The organism is Cyclobacterium plantarum (assembly GCF_011290685.1).
Taxonomy (GTDB): domain Bacteria; phylum Bacteroidota; class Bacteroidia; order Cytophagales; family Cyclobacteriaceae; genus Cyclobacterium; species Cyclobacterium plantarum.
Genome location: NZ_JAANYN010000002.1, coordinates 943,516 through 962,229 on the forward strand (window position 1 = coordinate 943,516; position 18,714 = coordinate 962,229).

Annotated in this window: 10 protein-coding genes; 3 read left to right on the forward strand and 7 right to left on the reverse strand. The window is 44.0% G+C overall.

Going from position 1 to position 18,714, the window contains the following annotated elements:
- Positions 1-105: 105 nt before the first annotated feature.
- The 5 genes from G9Q97_RS07880 to G9Q97_RS07900 all read right to left on the reverse strand — a co-directional run bounded on the left by G9Q97_RS07880 (position 106) and on the right by G9Q97_RS07900 (position 9,552).
- Positions 106-1,254, reverse strand: a complete 1,149-nt coding sequence (locus tag G9Q97_RS07880; protein ID WP_166145046.1) for a pyridoxal phosphate-dependent aminotransferase — start codon at positions 1,252-1,254, stop codon at positions 106-108.
- Between the two features lie 179 nt (positions 1,255-1,433).
- Positions 1,434-1,868 carry a hypothetical protein gene (locus tag G9Q97_RS07885; RefSeq protein ID WP_166145049.1) on the reverse strand — a complete coding sequence of 145 codons (435 nt, stop codon included), beginning with the start codon at positions 1,866-1,868 and terminating at the stop codon, positions 1,434-1,436.
- 63 nt (positions 1,869-1,931) lie between these two features.
- Positions 1,932-3,392, reverse strand: a complete 1,461-nt coding sequence (locus G9Q97_RS07890) for a SusD/RagB family nutrient-binding outer membrane lipoprotein (protein WP_166145052.1) — start codon at positions 3,390-3,392, stop codon at positions 1,932-1,934.
- 30 nt (positions 3,393-3,422) lie between these two features.
- The gene (locus G9Q97_RS07895) at positions 3,423-6,587 is read right to left on the reverse strand and encodes a SusC/RagA family TonB-linked outer membrane protein (protein WP_246255494.1); all 3,165 of its coding nucleotides are present in this window, start codon (positions 6,585-6,587) and stop codon (positions 3,423-3,425) included.
- Between the two features lie 703 nt (positions 6,588-7,290).
- Positions 7,291-9,552: a Tex family protein gene (locus G9Q97_RS07900; RefSeq protein ID WP_166145055.1), complete on the reverse strand. Its 2,262-nt coding sequence runs from the start codon at positions 9,550-9,552 to the stop codon at positions 7,291-7,293.
- A 148-nt stretch (positions 9,553-9,700) separates the two neighbouring features.
- On the opposite strand from G9Q97_RS07900, the gene G9Q97_RS07905 reads away from it, so the two are divergent.
- On the forward strand, positions 9,701-10,066 hold the full coding sequence (locus G9Q97_RS07905; protein WP_166145059.1) for an Hpt domain-containing protein: 366 nt from the start codon (positions 9,701-9,703) through the stop codon (positions 10,064-10,066).
- Positions 10,067-10,069: 3 nt separating this feature from the next.
- Here G9Q97_RS07905 and G9Q97_RS07910 read toward each other — a convergent pair whose 3' ends face one another.
- Both G9Q97_RS07910 and G9Q97_RS07915 read right to left on the reverse strand, forming a co-directional pair.
- Positions 10,070-11,077 carry an N-acetylmuramoyl-L-alanine amidase gene (locus tag G9Q97_RS07910; RefSeq protein ID WP_166145062.1) on the reverse strand — a complete coding sequence of 336 codons (1,008 nt, stop codon included), beginning with the start codon at positions 11,075-11,077 and terminating at the stop codon, positions 10,070-10,072.
- Between the two features lie 243 nt (positions 11,078-11,320).
- A complete protein-coding gene (locus G9Q97_RS07915; RefSeq protein WP_166145065.1) occupies positions 11,321-13,543 on the reverse strand; it encodes a sodium-translocating pyrophosphatase in 2,223 nt (740 codons plus the stop codon).
- A gap of 322 nt (positions 13,544-13,865) precedes the next feature.
- Between G9Q97_RS07915 and G9Q97_RS07920 the strand changes: the two genes are divergently transcribed.
- Positions 13,866-16,238 carry an alpha/beta fold hydrolase gene (locus G9Q97_RS07920; protein WP_246255495.1) on the forward strand — a complete coding sequence of 791 codons (2,373 nt, stop codon included), beginning with the start codon at positions 13,866-13,868 and terminating at the stop codon, positions 16,236-16,238.
- Positions 16,231-18,651 carry an alpha/beta hydrolase family protein gene (locus tag G9Q97_RS07925; RefSeq protein WP_166145068.1) on the forward strand — a complete coding sequence of 807 codons (2,421 nt, stop codon included), beginning with the start codon at positions 16,231-16,233 and terminating at the stop codon, positions 18,649-18,651. Before G9Q97_RS07920 ends, G9Q97_RS07925 begins: the two co-directional genes overlap by 8 nt.
- Positions 18,652-18,714: the final 63 nt, after the last annotated feature.

Consider the following 18,714-nt stretch of genomic DNA (forward strand, 5'->3'; position numbering starts at 1 on the left):
CTTCCCTATATACAGTAAAAAAGCAGTCCCCTAAAAAAGAGGACTGCTTTATAAACAGAACCAATTATTGTTCAATAAGGCTACATCAAGAAACTTCAGCCCGATTTAGGATTTGTTTATAGTGGTACCGATGACTTTTTGAAAAGCCCCTGCAAACATTTCCAAATCCTCCATTTTACCCATACTGACCCGACAATAATCCTGACCGCCCACATTCATGCTTTTTATTCCTACCCCATTATCCAGCATTTTCTTTTTAAAATCTGCGTAATCCATGGCTATGGGAAATAAAATGAAATTGGTATGGGAGGGAAAATAATCATGACCTGTCTTTTCCAAAACATCATAAACAAATTTCTTACCCTCATTATTCATTTTAACAGAATATTTGATAAAATCATAATCCACCAAACTGGCTGTAGCAGCACTCATTGAAGGGCCGCTCAGGGTATTTCTGGGGCCTTCCTTGGCCAACTCTTTGATGACCTCCGGCTGAGCAATGCAATAACCTACTCGTAAACCAGCAAAGGCGTGTACTTTAGAAAATGTCCTGGCGACAATTACATTTGCTCCTTCTTTGATACAGGCTGTGGTGGTAGACCCTTTGGGATTCTCCATATAATCCCAGTAAGCTTCATCAACAAATACAGGCACTTTGGAGGAAACCGTATTACAAAAACCAATGATCTCTTCACCAGTCATTATTTTTCCTGTTGGATTATTTGGATTCACCAGATAGACCAAAGAAACGCCTGGTTTTACTTTATACTCCATGGTAGACAAATCGTGGTCGAAATTTTTGTCCAATGGAATTTTGATCCATTCAGAGCCCATCATTTCGGCAGACCTGATCAGGGATGTGTAGGTGGGGTCGGCGGATAAAACCTTACCCTTTGCTCCGCCATATACCCTGGCTGCAGCATGCAATAGCTCACTGGATCCGGCTCCAAGCAAAATATGATCTTCACTTACTCCTTCTTCTTTTGCAATCAATTCAATCAGGGTCTGCCTGTATTCTCTGGGGTAAAGGAAAGAATCATCAATAGCAGCTTTAAGTGCTTTCTTGGCCGAAGGGGATGGGCCGAAAGGATTTTCATTGGAGGTTAGCCTGGCATACCTGTCCTTTTTTGGAAGGTAAGAAGGTGCCAAAGAAGCAGCTGATCCGGAAGCCGCACCGGCATAACCCATTGACATGAGGCCCGCGGCCATTGTAAGACTTGATTTAAGCCAGTTTCTTCTGTTTAATTTTGTCATGATTGATTTGGTGTTAAGTGGTTAAAATTAATTGATGAGACTAAAATAAGAAAAAGGATGTTTTGTTCCGGGTTTTACCTGTCCTTTCCATATAGATATACAATACCAATATTTGAACAAGACTTTTACCAAAACAAAACATCCCTCACTTAAGGAACACTGTCCTACTTTTTGATGGTTTATTTTACACGCACATTATGGTATTGTCTGAAGGCAATATCATTGTAAGTACCTGCAAATTCCAATCTGATCTGCGTGCCAGAGCTTGGTGTTGCCACCCCTAGGGAAGTCCATGGATTTTCAAACATGATCTTACCTTGTGCATCGGTAGTTAAAGTACTTACTTCTTCCGTCTGATTGATGAAGACTGTTATTTCCAACCCGGAAACCGGGATAGAATCAATGCCTGCGGTCCGATCCAGAATTCCGCTTTTGTCAAGTTCATAAAAAGAACCAGCAACAGCAACACCGGTGCTGGCCTCAAATTCATTTCCTTCGAGGACCACCAAAACGGGAGAGGCGACATTAGGCGTGGCCAGTTCTACCGCATCTACGCAAGAAAATGCCGACACAACCAAACCCAGAAAGGCAATTTTATTTAATAAGTTTTTCATGATTTGTATTCAATTGATTATGAATGATTTTCATTTAGCTGAGTAAAATAAATGGGAGGGCTATTATTCCGCCCACCACAACCTGGTTCTCATATTATCTCCCCCACCCAGCATTTGTATTCCTTCTTCAAGATTGGTCATATTCAATGAATATTCAGAAGGTGGATACTCAATTCTTGTAGGCAGTACCCCATCGTTTACAAAAATAGCGTTGGGATCAGGTGTTGGCATTTGAGGAAAACCTGTTCTCCTGTATTCTGTCCAGGCCTCTATACCCTGACCAAACAAGGCAATCCACTTTTGTGTCATGATGGCTTCCTTATCTACATTTCCCAATCTGCTAATATAATCAGCCGGCATCTCCAAACCATGCTGTTCGAAGGAACCGCTGATGGCCATTTCCAGGTAATCCATGTGATCCCCTGCAATATCTCCTTCAAGAGCAGCTTCAGCCAGTATAAACATCAATTCCGAATACGTCATCAAAATACTTGGTGCTTCGGGATCAAGAAACTTCTGTCCTATGGTAGAGGCAGATATGGAAGATGCAGCCGCATCTGTTAATCCATTTGGCAATCCGGCAAAAGAACCGTCCGCCAACGGCAAGGCATAAACACTGATGCGATCATCATCCAACTCCAGCAATTTATCTACCAAGGTAGTGCTGATATTCCAGTCAGAACGAGTAGAAAAAACATCAAACATTTTATTTCTGCTTCCGATCACGTTGGCATGATTGAGCTGTGCATAGTCATCATTCCCTGTGAAGATAGGAAAGGTTTCAGGTGAGGATAGGATTTCCTGCATGATGGCCCTGGATTCTGCGGGCTTTTTGGCAGCCTGACGGTTGGCCAATTTGATCCTCAGGGAATTGGCAAACTTTTTCCAGCGTAAGATGTCCCCATCAAACATGATATCTCCATTTACGGCCGGACCTCCTATTGTCAGCTTTTCATTGGCCATTTTCAAATCTTCCAAAACACCGGCATAAATTTCCTCCATGGAATCATAATCCGGAGAATTGACAGGTTCATCTGCCGCCCCTTTTAAGGCATTGGAGTAAGGAATTGGTCCAAAGACATCTGTTAAATAAGAAAAGGTAAATGCTTTCATAACCAGGGCTATACCTTCGTAATTGCGGTTTTGAAATGCTCCACCTTCACCGGCCAATTCAATTACCTGTTCCAGATTTACCAAAGAACTGTTATACAAGTTATCCCAGGTCCCGGTGGAAACAGTAATGGGGATTTCATAGGTATCTCCCTCAGCATTGATATAAATGTTTCTTGCCAAATGCTGGATCCAGCACATGGCTGCATCGATATTCAATCTTTCAAAACGCGTACTATGCCCCCAGTATCTGTCTACGGATACCTGAATGGCATTAGGCAATAACAGGGCAGGAGAAATAGTAACTGGGTTGTTAGGATCTGTATTGATTTCTTCAAATTCCTCTGTACAGGAACCGACCAGAAGGAATAGGCCCAACATTAGGGTATATGGTATAAATTTTAATCTTTTCATCGTAATTTTCTTTACCAGGTTGGAAATCGCTTAAAAGGATACATTCAGGTTAAAGCCTATGTTTCTGGTAGAAGGCATTTCGCCATATCCAAAACCTTGGGCATTGCCACCTTTTCCATCAAATTCGGGATCCAGATGGGGATGGTTTCTGAATAGGATCGCAAGGTTTCTTCCCACTGCAGATAACCTGACACTTTGAAGAAAGGTATTGGATAGCAGGGATTGTGGCAGACTATAACCCAGAGACAATTCTCTCAGTTTGATAAAAGACCCGTCAAAAATCCCTGCTTCGTGATAGGTCCTGGGATTTTGGGCGTTCCAAAAGGGTTGGGCACCGACGATCACGTCATTGGTTACATAAACCGGGCTTTCATCCGTTCCAACGTTTTTCACACCTTGACCGATAACCCCTTCTTCTCTACCAATGGCAGTTTCTACATACTGCCCTGTTTTACGGGCCAGGCCGGTACCAACGTCAAACAGGTCTCCACCCATTCTTACATCTATCAATGAACCAAAAGTAAATCCTCTGTAGGAGAAAGTGTTTGACAAGCCACCAATCCAGTCCGGTTGAATGTTTCCGAGCTGAAAAGTACCGGCTTCAAGTTGTGGCAAACCATTGCTGTAAACAATCTCACCTTCCGGAGACCGCAGGTACCTTCTTCCATAGAGTGTTCCGTAAGGCTGTCCGATTCTGGCTTCTGAAGTCAAACTATTTTGACTACCCAGGGTGTAGTTTTCAAGACCTTCAGCCAATTCCACTACAAGATTCCGGTTTCTGGCAAAGTTTAATGCCATATCCCAGTTTAATCCTCCTGAATTTTGCAACAAAGACCCTGTCAACATTAATTCAATCCCCTGATTGGTAATTTCTCCGGCATTCAGAATCTGACTTTGATATCCGGATGCCCTTGATATGGCCACGGCAAGAATCTGGTTGGTGGTAGACTGGTGGTAGTAAGTAAAGTCCAAACCAATCCTTCCATTCAAAAACCTCATGTCCAAACCAATTTCCTGTCCTGTGGTAATTTCAGGTTTCAGGTTTCTATTGGCGATTTCATCAGCCGCTGCATATGCAGGTGTAGTGCCGGCCCAAAGGCCCTGAGAAGCAAAAACCTGATTTAATAAATAAGGATCTGCATCGTTTCCTACCTGCGCCAAACTGGCCCTCACTTTAGCGAAAGTAAGGAAGTTGCTTTGTACACTAAACAAATCTGTAAGCACAGCACTCAAAGCCACAGAAGGATAAAAGAAGGAATTGCCGTTTACGGGCAATGTACTGGACCAGTCATTTCTTCCCGTTACATCCAGGAATATGGAATTGAGGTAACCAAATTGAGCGGAACCAAAAACACTATTTACTACCTGCTTTCTGATCTCACTCGAGGGCACTACGGGACTGGCATAGTTGCCCAGGTTGTACAGGCCATCTATGGTCAATTCCCTGACATTTACTGCTGTCATTTGGTAATTATTGGTCCTGTTGATGGCCCCTCCCTGGAGGTTGAGCGAAAATCCGTTATCCAAAGTTTTGTTATAGGTCAGGATAATATCACTATTGGTTTCCTGACTGGTCATTTGGGTGTCTGTATAAGCTCCCAGAATTCGCACAAAATTTTTGGTTCTTTCAACACTTGTCACATCAGTTCTGCTATCGGTCCAGAAGTCAGTACCCGACCTGATCATTACCTTAAGGTCATCTGTAAAACTGTAGGTAGCCGCTATATTTCCAACCAGCCTATCTTTTTCGTTGGCATTAGGATAGCGGTCCTGAAGAAAATAAGGATTGGTAAAATATTCATGTTGCCAATTGGCGTAGGGATAGTCGTCACCAGGTCGGAAAGTTTCTCTTTGGATGTCATAATATTGTTCCCAGTTCTTCAGCTTATCATAGTCTGTATGTCTGTGCGCCCAAATAAAATCTTGACTTCCTGTGTATCTTCTGTTATCAGATCCCGATTTCACATATTCCGCACTGACAGTGAAGCTCAACTTATCGGTAAAGTTGTATCCCGCATTGAGCTTGAAGTTATTCCTGTAATAGTTGTTATTGTACATGATACTAGACTGGTCAAGTCTGCCCATTGACAACCTAAAATTACCGGATTCATTGGAACCTGCCACCGCAATGTTATGGGTCATACTCCTGCCCGTTTCCCAAAACTGCTGAAAATTATCAGGTTGAGGCAATAGAGGCTCTCTTCCCGGGGCACTGTACCAAAGGGGCACCTCGGTACCATCCATGGGCTGCCCCCAGCTTTCGTCCACTCCGGCTGTACCGCGAATCCCATCCGCATCAAAACCATTTCTTCCGTCCACATACCAGGTCCTGTACCCGATACCTCCACCATAAATATTTTGCAATCCTGGTTCTACCAATGGTCTGTCAAAAGTCATGTTGGTGTTGTATTCCACACCAATGCCTTTAGCACCTGAACCATCCTTAGTAGTAACCATGATCACACCGTTGGCTGCTCTGGATCCATAAAGAGCTGCCGCAGTAGCTCCTTTAAGAACGTTTATTTCCTTGATGTTATCAGGGTTGATCTCTGACAATCCACCGCCATATCTCCTGTCTGAAGACTGTTCCAATGGAACACCATCCAGCACCACCAATGGCTGGTTATTTCCTGCTACTGAAGAAGATCCCCTGATAACAATATGAGAGCTACTACCGGGCATGGAATTGCTATTGATCTGTACGCCGGCAATTCTGCCGGAAAGGTTGTTGGCTATATTCGGCTGGCGGGCATCTGCGATTTGGCTACCCTCTACCGCCTGTGTAGTGTAGCCTAACGCCTTCTTTTCCCGTTCCATTCCAAAGGCAGTAACAACTACCTCAGATAGAGCTGTTTCATCGGGTAAAAGAGAGATGGTCAATTCACTTTGATTTCCCACTTTTACCTCTTTTTTGTCGTAACCAATAAAAGAAACCTCCAGGAGGTTTTCGGTTCCTGACAGGGAAAGTGAAAACTCCCCGTTAATATCAGTCGCGGCTCCCTTGGTCGTTCCTTTCACCAATATGCTTGCTCCCGGAATAGGTTGCTTGTTTTCATCAATTACCTTTCCAGATACTGACCGCTCTTGTGCAAAGAGCGGATTAATCAATGTTGACCCGAATAGGATCATCAATCCAAGGAGGAGTTTGGTCATGCCATTACTCCTTTCCTTTGCGTGAGTAAATTTTTTAATCATGTTGTTAATGGTTAATAAGTTAAGATTATAACCGGATAAACACCGGCCGGCCCAAGCGGTTGATTTTGGGGAAGTCTGAAAAGGTTACTTTGGGGATAAAATTGTCTTTACAGGAAAAGATGGCTTAAATGGAACCCTAATTCCAACAATTCGAGATAAATATAAAACAGGAAACCGGATTAGAAAAATTTACCAAATTATTTTTCACAATAGTCAATAAAACGAAATATATAAATGATATTTGTTTTTGATATTTTATTATTTTTTTATTTAAATTTTATACATTTAATTATATGTTTTATTAAATATTTTAATGTTTTTTTAATATTTTTTAGTTGATTTAATTATTTTTATTTTTTGATTCTAAAAACAAATAATGGTTTATTTTAATCCATATTTTAATTTCAAAATACTTTTTTCAATTTTTATAGTTTATTTTAAACCTATATTTTTTTAATAAAACAATAAAAACTCATTTTTAAGGTATTTTTTTTACTGCAAAAAATTAATGGTTCTTATATAATTTTTTTTATTGTATAATTTATTATTTTAAATATTTTATTCTGTTTAAATCATCTTAACAGGGGCTTTCGTTAAAAAATCACATAATCAATTCATGATCACCGTTTTGGGTTCAATTTTTTGATAAAAAAAGCCCATGCTCAATTTATGAACATGGGCCTTTCAGGGCAGTTGCATTCACTTATTTACCGAATTTTTGCTTCAGTAAATTTAATTTCTCCGCCATACTTTCATTTTCTTCTTTCTTTTTTGTTTTGCGTTTTTTACCAGGGTTCTCTGATTTATTTTCCTGAGTAGCTTTCGCAAATGGATCTGATTTCATACTCAAACCAATCCGTTTTCTCAGCAAATCCACTTCCATAACGGTCACCTGAACTTTTTGAGTGACTGTAACCACTTCTTTTGGATCCTTTACAAATCGATCTGCAAGCTGACTTAAATGAACCAGGCCATCCTGATGGACGCCAATATCCACAAAGGCACCAAATTGCGTGATATTGGTCACAATTCCGGGCAATTCCATTCCCACTTTCAAGTCCTTCATTTCATTGATTCCCTCCTGAAACTGGAATATTTCAAACTGCTCCCTGGGGTCTCTCCCAGGCTTACCCAATTCCTCAAGAATATCCTGAAGGGTGGGAAGGCCTACTTGTTCATCCACATATTTTGACAATGGAATTTTTTGGACCAACTGATCATCTTTGATCAATTGCTCCACAGAAACGCCCATATCCTTGGCCATTTTTTCAATCAAATCATACCTTTCCGGATGGACAGCACTACTATCCAATGGATTGGCGCCATTTCTGATCCTCAAAAACCCCGCAGCCTGCTCATAGGCTTTATCTCCCAACCGGGGTACTTTTCTGATATCTTCCCTGCTTTTGAAGGGGCCGTGTTCATTTCTAAATGCCACAATATTTTGTGCGAGCGAGGGCCCAAGCCCGGATACATAGGTAAGCAATTGCCTGGATGCCGTGTTCACTTCCACCCCTACTCCATTTACACAACTCATTACGGTGTCATCCAAGGAGTTTTTCAGGGCAGTCTGGTCTACATCGTGTTGATATTGCCCTACGCCTATGGATTTGGCATCAATTTTTACCAATTCTGCCAGCGGGTCCATCAACCTTCTTCCTATGGAAACAGCTCCTCTTACGGTCAGATCATAATCAGGAAATTCTTCCCTGGCTACATCAGAAGCAGAATAGATGGAAGCCCCGCTTTCATTGACCATTACAATGAGTACTTCCGGTGGCAAACCAATATTTTTAAAAAACAGCTCCGTTTCCCTGCTCGCAGTACCGTTTCCAATGGCAATGGCCTCAATCTGGTGCCTTTCCACCAAATATTTTACCAATGCTCCTGACTCCATGGTCTTCTTTTGAGGTTCATTGGGATAAATGGTCTCATTTTGCAACAACTGCCCCTGAGGTCCCAGGCAAACCAATTTACATCCTGTTCGAAATCCGGGATCTATGGCCATTACGGACTTTTCACCCAATGGAGAAGCCAGTAGCAGTTGCCTCAGGTTTTCAGTGAATACCTTTATCGCAGCTTCGTCTGCCTTTTTCTTGGAATACAGCCTGACTTCGGTTTCCATAGACGGTTTTAATAACCGTTTGTACCCGTCCTTTATCGCCAAACTTACCTGCTCGGCACAGAGGTTATTGGCTTTTATAACCCTCTTCTCAATTACTTCCAGAGCTGCTGCCTCCGGTGGCCCTGTATCCAACATCAGAAAAAGCTCTTTCTCTCCCCTTCTCATGGCCAGGACCCTATGAGACGGAGCAGATTTGATGGGCTCTTCCCAGTCAAAATAATCTTTGTACTTCATGGCCTCCTGCTCCTTTCCGGGAATTACCCTGGAAGTAAATTTCCCTTCTTCAATAAACAGCTTTCGTAAATTTTTCCTTATTTCAGCATCTTCATTCACCCATTCGGCCATGATGTCCCTTGCTCCCTGTAAGGCTTCCTCAACGGTTTGCACACCCTTTTCTTCGTCCACAAAATCTTTGGCAATGGTTTCCGGCTGAAGGCGTTCCTGAGCAAATATCTGGTTGGCCAATGGCTCCAGGCCCTTTTCCCTGGCAATGGTACCTTTTGTCCTCCGTTTCGGCTTGTAGGGAAGGTAAATGTCCTCCAGTAAACTCATGGTTTCCGCCGCCAAAACCCTGGCCTCAAGATCCTCAGTCAATTTCCCCTGCTCCTCAATGGATTTGATAATGGCTTCCTTTCTTTTTTCCAAATCCCTTAGTTGTTGGAGCCGGTCCCGAATAGCGGCAACCTGCACCTCATCCAAACTTCCGGTAACTTCTTTTCTGTACCTGGAGATAAAGGGAATGGTGGCACCTTCATCCAATAATCCGGCAGTACTGACCACCTGATCATTTTTAACCCCCAACTCGCTGGCTATCTTTGAATAATGATTCACATCTGACATGAACAAAAATTATTTATTGCTGATTTTTTATAACTGGGCGCAATTTAAGTCTATTTTCTTGTGAAGCATGGAAAAAAACTGAAAATCCCACATGCGGTTTTTTCCGTTTCAAATGATATATTTGTAGCCTAGAAAAGACCAAGCCACAATGGAAAATAGCCAGGGAAAATTATACAATCTCGTTAATTTGGAAGAAATCAGTGGAGGGAGCGACGAGTTTATCATCGAAATGACAAAACTATTTATTGATCAGGCACAAAATACCATAAATGGGCTGAACGCTGCCTTTGATCAGAAAAATTTTACCGAAATCAAAAACCTGGCTCACCAAATAAAACCAAGCATTGATAATATTAAAATTGACATTTTAAGTCCGATCATCCGGGAAATCGAACACCTGGCAGAAAGGCAAGATCAACCAGAAAAACTTTCTCCTCTGATCATGGAAACCAACACCGTTTTGGAAACCGTGATTTCCCAACTTCAAACCGAACTGAAAGAAAGAGCAAAATAGCGATCAGGGATAAAAAGCCCGAATTCGCTTCCTTTCCATTCTGGCCTGAGCTTTTTTTCCTTGTCGGGCCAAAATGTCCGCCCGCAACACATGACAGTGTTTGGCAACATAGGAATCGGGAAAGGATCTTACGGAAAGTGTAAGCAGTTGGTAAGCACTATCCAGCTGGCTTTTTTCTCCGGATTCCATCAACGCTTTGCCTGCCTCATAATTGGCCTTCCATTGTAAGGCCTCAGGACGCATTCTTTCGGCCTCCTGAAAAACTTCAAATGGAGAAATTTCCAGCGGTGATTTTTTCTCCTGAATTTCGGGTACTGAACTTGAAAAAAAATCAATTATACCTTCGAAATACGCCCTGGCCTCCATCTCGTTGTAAATTGTTGACTTGAGTCTATTTTCTTCCCCTGGATGCGTGAAAAAAGAAGCCTCGGCAATAATGCCGGGAATACCATATGTTCCCCTCAATACACTCGCCCCGGATGTAGAGAAAATGGTATAATCCGAAACCAGGCTAAAAGGACCCTGACCATCAAACAAGTTTTTGCGCAATTGGTCCGCCACTTTCTGCCCCAGGACCACACTGGCACGATTTTCCACAGCACTGCCATGAAAATAAATGATAGGAAAATTTACGGTGGAATCAGCTGTGGCATTGTGGTGAATGGAAACAAACAGATCTGCCTTATTGTCTAGTGCCAATTTACTTCTATCATCCAATGAAACAAATGAATCATCCATACGGCTAAAGATCACATTGGCACCTGCCTTTTCAAGCATTTCACCCAGAAGAAGAGCAACCCGCAAATTGACCCACTCCTCTCTTTCCCCGGAAGGCCCTACGCGATAAGAATCAGTAGCTGCTGTTCCCCCATGACCGGGATCCAGGAGAATGGTTTTACCTTTTAACTGATCCGATGGACTTGAAATATTATTGTCCGAAAATGAACCAAGTGTTAACAAACAACCAGCAAGAATGGTAAACAAAAGAGCAGGGTTTAGGTATTTGCACATATATTTAGATCTAATGCCTGGTAAAATATCTTTCTTAGGGTTAATGGTTCGTGCAAAATTGACGTAAATCAAAAACCCAAAATCTGATTTTATTTTCAAAAATAAAAATCAAATTTTAAGGTAAGCAATCAAAAATTCTTCCGCATATTCTTTTCTGTTCCATAATTTAAGAATGGAACAAACCAAAAAAAAGCCGCCAATGTAACGTTGACGGCCTTGATTACAATAAATGTATTTTTCAGATCAGTTGATCTCTAACACTTCAATTTCTGCTGGCAATGCTTCTGGTAGCTGTACTACTTTCTTGATTTCATCTACTCCGGCATTGTCTGAAATTCCCAATGGACTGTCCGGGGGAATAAATGGTGCAATGACGATGGAAACGATTGAGGTCAGCTTGATCAGGATATTCATGGAGGGCCCTGAGGTATCTTTAAACGGATCTCCAACCGTATCTCCGGTAACGGAAGCCTTGTGCGGCTCTGAACCTTTGTAATACATTTCTCCATTAATTTCCACACCCTTTTCGAAAGATTTCTTTGCATTGTCCCAGGCACCTCCGGCATTGTTCTGAAAAATACCCATCAATACACCGGAGACGGTCACTCCTGCCAACATACCTCCCAAAACCTCATGTCCGAAAAGAAATCCAACGATAATGGGAGACAAAAGGGCAATGGCCCCTGGTGCCACCATCTCCCGGATGGAAGCCTTGGTAGAGATCTCCACACATTTTTCATAATCCGGCTTTTCGGTATAGTCCATTATGCCCGGCATCTCTTTGAATTGCCTCCTCACTTCATTTACCATGTCCATGGCTGCCCTTCCTACGGCTGCAATGGCCAGGGATGAAAAAATAAAGGGAATCATGGCCCCAACAAATAATCCGGACAAAACATCCGCTTTATAAATGTCTATGGTAGAAATGCCCGAAATACCCACGTAGGCTGCAAATAGTGCCAGGGCTGTCAAAGCTGCTGAAGCAATGGCAAAACCCTTTCCCGTAGCGGCTGTGGTATTTCCAACGGCATCCAGAATATCGGTTCTCTCCCTGACTTCCTTTGGAAGCCCGGACATTTCAGCAATTCCACCGGCGTTATCAGCAATGGGGCCAAAGGCATCTATGGCCAACTGCATGGCAGTGGTGGCCATCATGCCCGCTGCCGCTATGGCTACACCATATAGACCTGCAGCCATATAGGAAGAAAAAATCCCTCCGGCAAGGACCAAAATTGGCAAAACTGTAGATTGCATTCCTACCGCAAGTCCTCCGATAATATTGGTGGCATGGCCGGTTGAGGATTGTCTGATGATGGAATTCACCGGGCCTTTGCCCATGGCTGTATAATGTTCGGTAATGATGCTCATCAGGGCCCCAACGATCAAACCTATAAAAACAGCCCCAAAAACCCCCATTTTCGTAAATGCAATAGAATTTAACCTGGACATGACCAGATCACCTTCCGGCAACATATAATCAATTACAAAGAATGAAGCCGCAACAGTCAACAATATTGAAATCCAGTTTCCCCTGTTCAGGGCCGCCTGTACATTTCCTGTTTCGGAATTTATTTTAACGAAAAAGGTGCCTATTATGGAGAACACCAGTCCCAGCCCGGCTATTACCAGAGGCAGAAGGACCGGAGCAATTCCTCCAAAATTGTCATTACTTACAATTTCTCTTCCCAATACCATGGAGGCCAATATGGTGGCCACATAGGATCCAAATAAATCTGCTCCCATTCCGGCTACATCCCCTACATTATCACCCACATTATCTGCAATGGTAGCTGGATTTCTCACATCATCCTCAGGTATTCCAGCTTCAACTTTTCCCACCAAGTCAGCTCCCACATCGGCAGCTTTGGTGTAAATACCTCCACCTACCCGGGCAAAAAGAGCAATGGATTCCGCACCCAGGGAAAACCCTGCAAGTACTTCCAGGGCAGTCTCCATTTCATGTCCGTTAACATCGCCTCCTGAAGACAACACAAACATGTTGTAAAATATGATAAATAAACCACCCATGCCCAATACAGCAAGGCCTGCCACTCCCAAACCCATAACCGTACCCCCTGTAAAGGACACATTCAGTGCTTTGGCAAGGCTGGTTTTGGCTGCCTCTGTGGTTCTGACATTGGATTTGGTGGCAATCTTCATTCCCAGGTACCCGGCAAAAGCCGACAAAACTGCCCCTATGACGAAAGATACTGCGATTATTGGACTGGAATTTTCAAGTAGAGTCCCGGACCATCCCAAAATGATGGCGGCAATAACCACAAAATAAATCATTACCTTCCACTCTGCTTTCAGGAACGACATCGCTCCTTTGGCAATGTAACCTGCCAACTCCACCATACTTTGTTCACCCGTAGGCTGCCTTGTTACCCAGGCAGATTTTATGGCCATGACCACCAACCCAACAATACCCAAAAAAGGGACCAAATAGAGAAATAATTGTTCCATATCAGCTATCAAAGAAATATATAGATTTTTTAATTTCGACAAAGATATTATTATTCCCAATCCTTTCAAGAAAGAAACTGTAAAAGATGCTTTTGTAGGTTCCAAACATTCAATTTGAGGCTTTGGCCCTTAGAAACCCTGAATTTTTTAAAAATGTCACCGGAAATTTCAGGCTTTCCGTCAAAATCAATTCTCCTCCTCATGCGAGATACAGTGATGACAAGGATCTTATCCGGATTTTTACCATTGGTTCTTTTTCAATAAGGATTTGTCATTAATTTTAGGTTAATTAAGCTACAAACGCCAAACCCGGCCCATTTCTATGAAAAAATCAAATATGAGATCCTGTTTTTTCGGAGGTATCATTTTAATTATCAGTCTGATACCCATTTTTAGCAAGGCTCAATCCCCTGATACTTTGAAGCGCAAAGCTTTTTTAGAAGATCTCCGTGAATTAAACAGACCCCACCCGCGCCCTGAGCAGAGGGCCAGAAACGTTTTTGCTTCCTTTGAGCGGCTGAGCTATAAGGATAGCACCTGGGATGCCTGGCAAAAAAGGACCGGAGAATTGCCTCCTGATTTCGACTCCCTGCCTGATCTTCCTTTTCTCCCCGATCCACTTATCCTGGATGAAGGTGGTCGGCAGATCCCTGTTGAAACAATGGAACAGTGGCAGGCAAAAAGAGAATGGATACAAGAACAGGTGAAACTTTTACTTTCCGGAACCTTTCCCGATCCTCCGGAAAACTTCACATCAGAAATCTTATCCGAACACCAGGAAGGTGAAATCAAGGTTCAAACCGTCCTGCTGAAATTTGGAGACCATGAAAAAGCCAGGCTAACCCTCGAAGTATTTACCCCTTCCGGCGATGGACCACACCCGGTCTTTATGAGCCAGTGGAACCACAGGGGTTGGGTGCAGATAGCCGTAAGAAGGGGCTACATGGGAGTCATATATGCCGGGGCAGATGTTTTTGATGAGACCATTTCCTACCAGGAAGTGTACCCTGAGTACGATTGGTCTGCCTTGATGACCCGCGCATGGGGAGCACATAGAGCCGTCGATTACCTGTATACTTTGCCTCATGTGGATAAAGATAAAATTGCATTGACCGGGCATTCCAGGAATGCAAAATTATCCATTTTTGCCGCAGCCTTTGACCCAAGGATCACCGCCCTGATAAGCAGTAGCGGAGGTACGGGTGGAGAGATCCCCTACCGGTATACGGACGAAAGACATGAAAATGAATCAATCGATTACCTGAATTCGATCAGGCCTCAATGGTTTCATCCCCGCTTGCGGTTTTTTAACGGCAGGGAACACAAGCTGCCCATTGACCAAAACTCCCTGATGGCCTTGATTGCCCCCAATGCATTATTGCTGAGCTCTTCTATCAGGGAGGCCGGAGGTGGTGACCCCTGGGCCATCGAACAAAACTACAAGTCTCTGCGGCAGGTGTATGACTTTCTGGGACAACCAGATAAATTAGGGATCCGATTCAGGGATGGGAAACACGCCGTTGCGGCCAGGGATATAGAATCTTTTGTGGACTGGCTGGACATACAGTTTGGCCGATCGGACAAAAAATGGAACAATAAGAGGTATTACAGTTATGATTTTGATAGCTGGGAAAAGGGAAGAAAGCCACCAGGCTTACTCAACGAACAGCCAGTAGCATTATCTTCCTTAATGGACAACACGGCTACACTGGATCAATCCGGTCTGAATGCCTGGCAAGAAAAAGTCAGGGAAAGGATCCGGTGGACCCTTGGAAAGCAGCCTGAGGGAATCGCCGCCTCCCCTATTTCAAATTTGAGCAACAATACGGATTACCTGGACCTGTTACTCAATCGTCCGCAGGTATCCAACGGCATCAGGCGAAACATAGCCCCTTACAATGCTTTGGGAGATTACCAGCATGGTGCCATTTACCTTCCTTCGGATGATCAGGGGGAATTCAAACCAGAAAGTGGAAAAAAAATCCCTATGGTCATATACCTGCATAAGTATGTCAACACAGGGTTTGATACCGGAATGAACCATTTTATTGAAACTTGTTTGGCTAAGGGTATGGCTGTATTCACCATGGATCTGTTGGGATATGGCAGCCGCATTGAAGAAGGCTCCGGTTTTTATAACAGGTATCCGAATTGGTCAAAAATGGGTAAAATGGTCAAAGATACCCGTGATGCCATTCAGGCAGTGGGTCAACTGCCATTTGTAGATACCAACCAATTGTACCTGGCTGGCTATGCTTTGGGTGGTACCGTAGCCCTTTTTACTGCTGCTTTGGAGGAGCAGGTAGCCGGGGTAGCGGTTGCTTCTGCTTTTACCCCTTTGCGGGAGGCTGGTGCGCATATGGAGGGAATCAAAGCATATTCTCACCTTTATGGCCTGATCCCCAACTGGGGGTACTACACGGATCATCCCTCGGCGATACCGGTGGATTTCCCGGAAATACTGGCTACCATCCTTCCACGGCCGCTGATGGTCGTCAGTCCAGCTCAGGACCGGCATGCCGATTTGCCAGCCATTAGCAGAACCCTTCAAAATCTCAAAAAAATCACCCATCAAATGGGAGACAAACACAGCCCCTACCAGTATATACCCAAGGGATTTAACCGATTCGGAGAGACCTCCCAGGATAAAATGATAGACTGGATTCATCAGCATACCCAACAAACTCATGATTAAGTTATTGATTGATACAAAGTTTTTATTTCCTTCCCTTATTTGCCTGCTTTTTCTGCTGGTTTCAATTCCGGGGATGGGCCGGCAAAAAGAACTGGATAGTGGCCTGACGCTGGCAGTCTTTGATGTGGATGCTACTCCCCCAGTCGGAAGCTGGCTGGCTTATGACCCGATGCAAAACAGGGATGATTTAGGTCTCAGGGCAAAAGGAATTGTCATTTCAGGAAGCGGTCTTCCCATTGTACTCTGTGCTGTAGATTGGATTGGAATTGCCAATGAAAGTCAGGATGCTTTCAAAGCGACTTTGGCAAAGGCGGCTTCCACCATACCCTCGCGGGTAGCCGTCCATACGGTACACCAGCACGATGCGCCCATCAGTGATTGGGGAGCGGAAAAAATCCTGGTGGATGCAGGTTTAGCCCCATTTGCCTTTGATAGTTCCTTTGACCGGATTGTATTGAACAGGCTGGAAGCCGCCATACGCAGTGCTTTACCCAATGCCCAACCCCTGACCCATGTGGGTACAGGAAAAGCAATGGTAGAAAGGGTGGCTTCAAACCGCCGTATCAAAGGAACTGACGGGAAAATCGCATATTTTCGCAGCTCCTCTACCAAAGATCCCAAAATCCGGGATTTCCCTGAAGGCCTGATTGATCCGGAAGTTTCACTGATCAGCTTTTGGAATGAAGATCGGCCCCTGGCGGTCCTGAGTTATTATGCCGTCCATCCGCAGAGCTACTATCTCACCAAGGTAGCCAATCCCGACTTTCCGGGTATAGCCAGGTACATGCGCCAACTGGAGGTTCCTGAAGCCTTGCATGTACATTTCAACGGTGCCGGTGCCAATATTGCTGCAGGAAAATACAATGATGGCTCAAAAATCAACAGAGGTCTGTTGGCTGATCGGCTGGCCGCAGGGATGAAAAAGGCCTGGGAAAACACGAGAAAACAGGCATTGGCCCCTGCTGATATATTTTGGCAACAAGAACCCGTTTTACTGCCGGCAAATGAGGATATCCCGAATATTGAACAGGAAATGCACCGGCAGAACGCTCGCTGGCTGACCAATAACATGCAAAAATTAGCCTGGTACAAGCGGCAGGAATCGGGAAAAAAAATTGAGATTAGTGGCCTGACACTTGGAAATGCACGGATACTCCATCTACCTGGAGAACTATTTGTGGAGTACCAATTGGCAGCCAAGGCCGAAAGACCCGACTTATTTGTAGCCATGGCAGCTTATGGGGATTACGGACCATTTTATATTGGTACCGCTGCGGCCTATCAGGAAGGTGGTTATGAAATCGATGCCAGCCCGGTAACTTCGGAAGCCGAGCCAGTCATCATGGCTTCGATCAAAAAGATCCTGCATCAACCCATACCCAAGCGGGAAGCATCCAATTCCTACATTTTGCGGGAAGAAAGTGACACTCCTATCAGAAGCATTCATGAATGGAAAGAAAAAGAGAAAGTTTGGAAAAACAATATGGCCTCCATCATGGGAACCCTACCCTTCCGTGAAAGTCTGTCCATTCCTACCCTGACCTATACCGACTCCCTGGTGGAGAGCAGGTTTACCCGTTATCAGGTGAGTTTTCCGTCCGACCATAGAAATAATGTAACGGCCTACCTGTATGTTCCGCATCAAAGCAAAAACCGGCCAGCCATGTTGGTCCTTCACAGCACAGGCGAGGAGGGTAAAAGAATCGTAGATGGACAGGGTCCATTAGAAAACAGGGCTATAGCGAGAGAGCTGGCCGAAAAGGGTTACGTGGTGATGGCTCCTGATTATCCAAGCTTTGGGGAACAGAAAAACCATGACTTTTCACTGGATGGCTTTCCTTCAGGAACCTTGTTAGGGGTTTGGAATCACATGCGTTGTGTGGATGTTTTGAGCCAGATGGAGGCAGTAGACCCCAAACGCATAGGTGTGATCGGGCACTCTCTGGGAGGGCACAATGCGCTTTTTGCCGCAGCTCATGATACACGGATCAAGGTGGTGGTGAGCAGTTGCGGCTGGACTCCCTTTGAATTTTATGATATAGGAGAAGCGGGTACAAAAAATTATGGAGGACGGCTTGGGCCCTGGGCCCAGGAAAGATACATGCCAGCCATCAAAAATCAGCTTCCGGATGCCCATCTTCCGTTTGATTTTACAGATATTATCGCCTTGATTGCTCCCAGACCTGTGTTTACCAATGCCCCATTGCAGGATAGCAATTTTTCCGTGGAAGGGGTCAAAACCGGAATCCATTTACTCGCTCCTGTATACCAGTGGATGGGGTTTCCGGATCACCTGCAGGTGAGGTATCCGGATGCCGGACATGACTTTCCCACGAAAATAAGAAAGGAGGCTTATGCCTTTTTGGATGATTTTTTCGGTTTTAAGCCGACTAAAAAATTGGCCTTTGAGTGACAAAAGGTTCATATAAATCATGGAGTAATTAAAAAAATGATCCGTTAACGGAAAATAATTTTC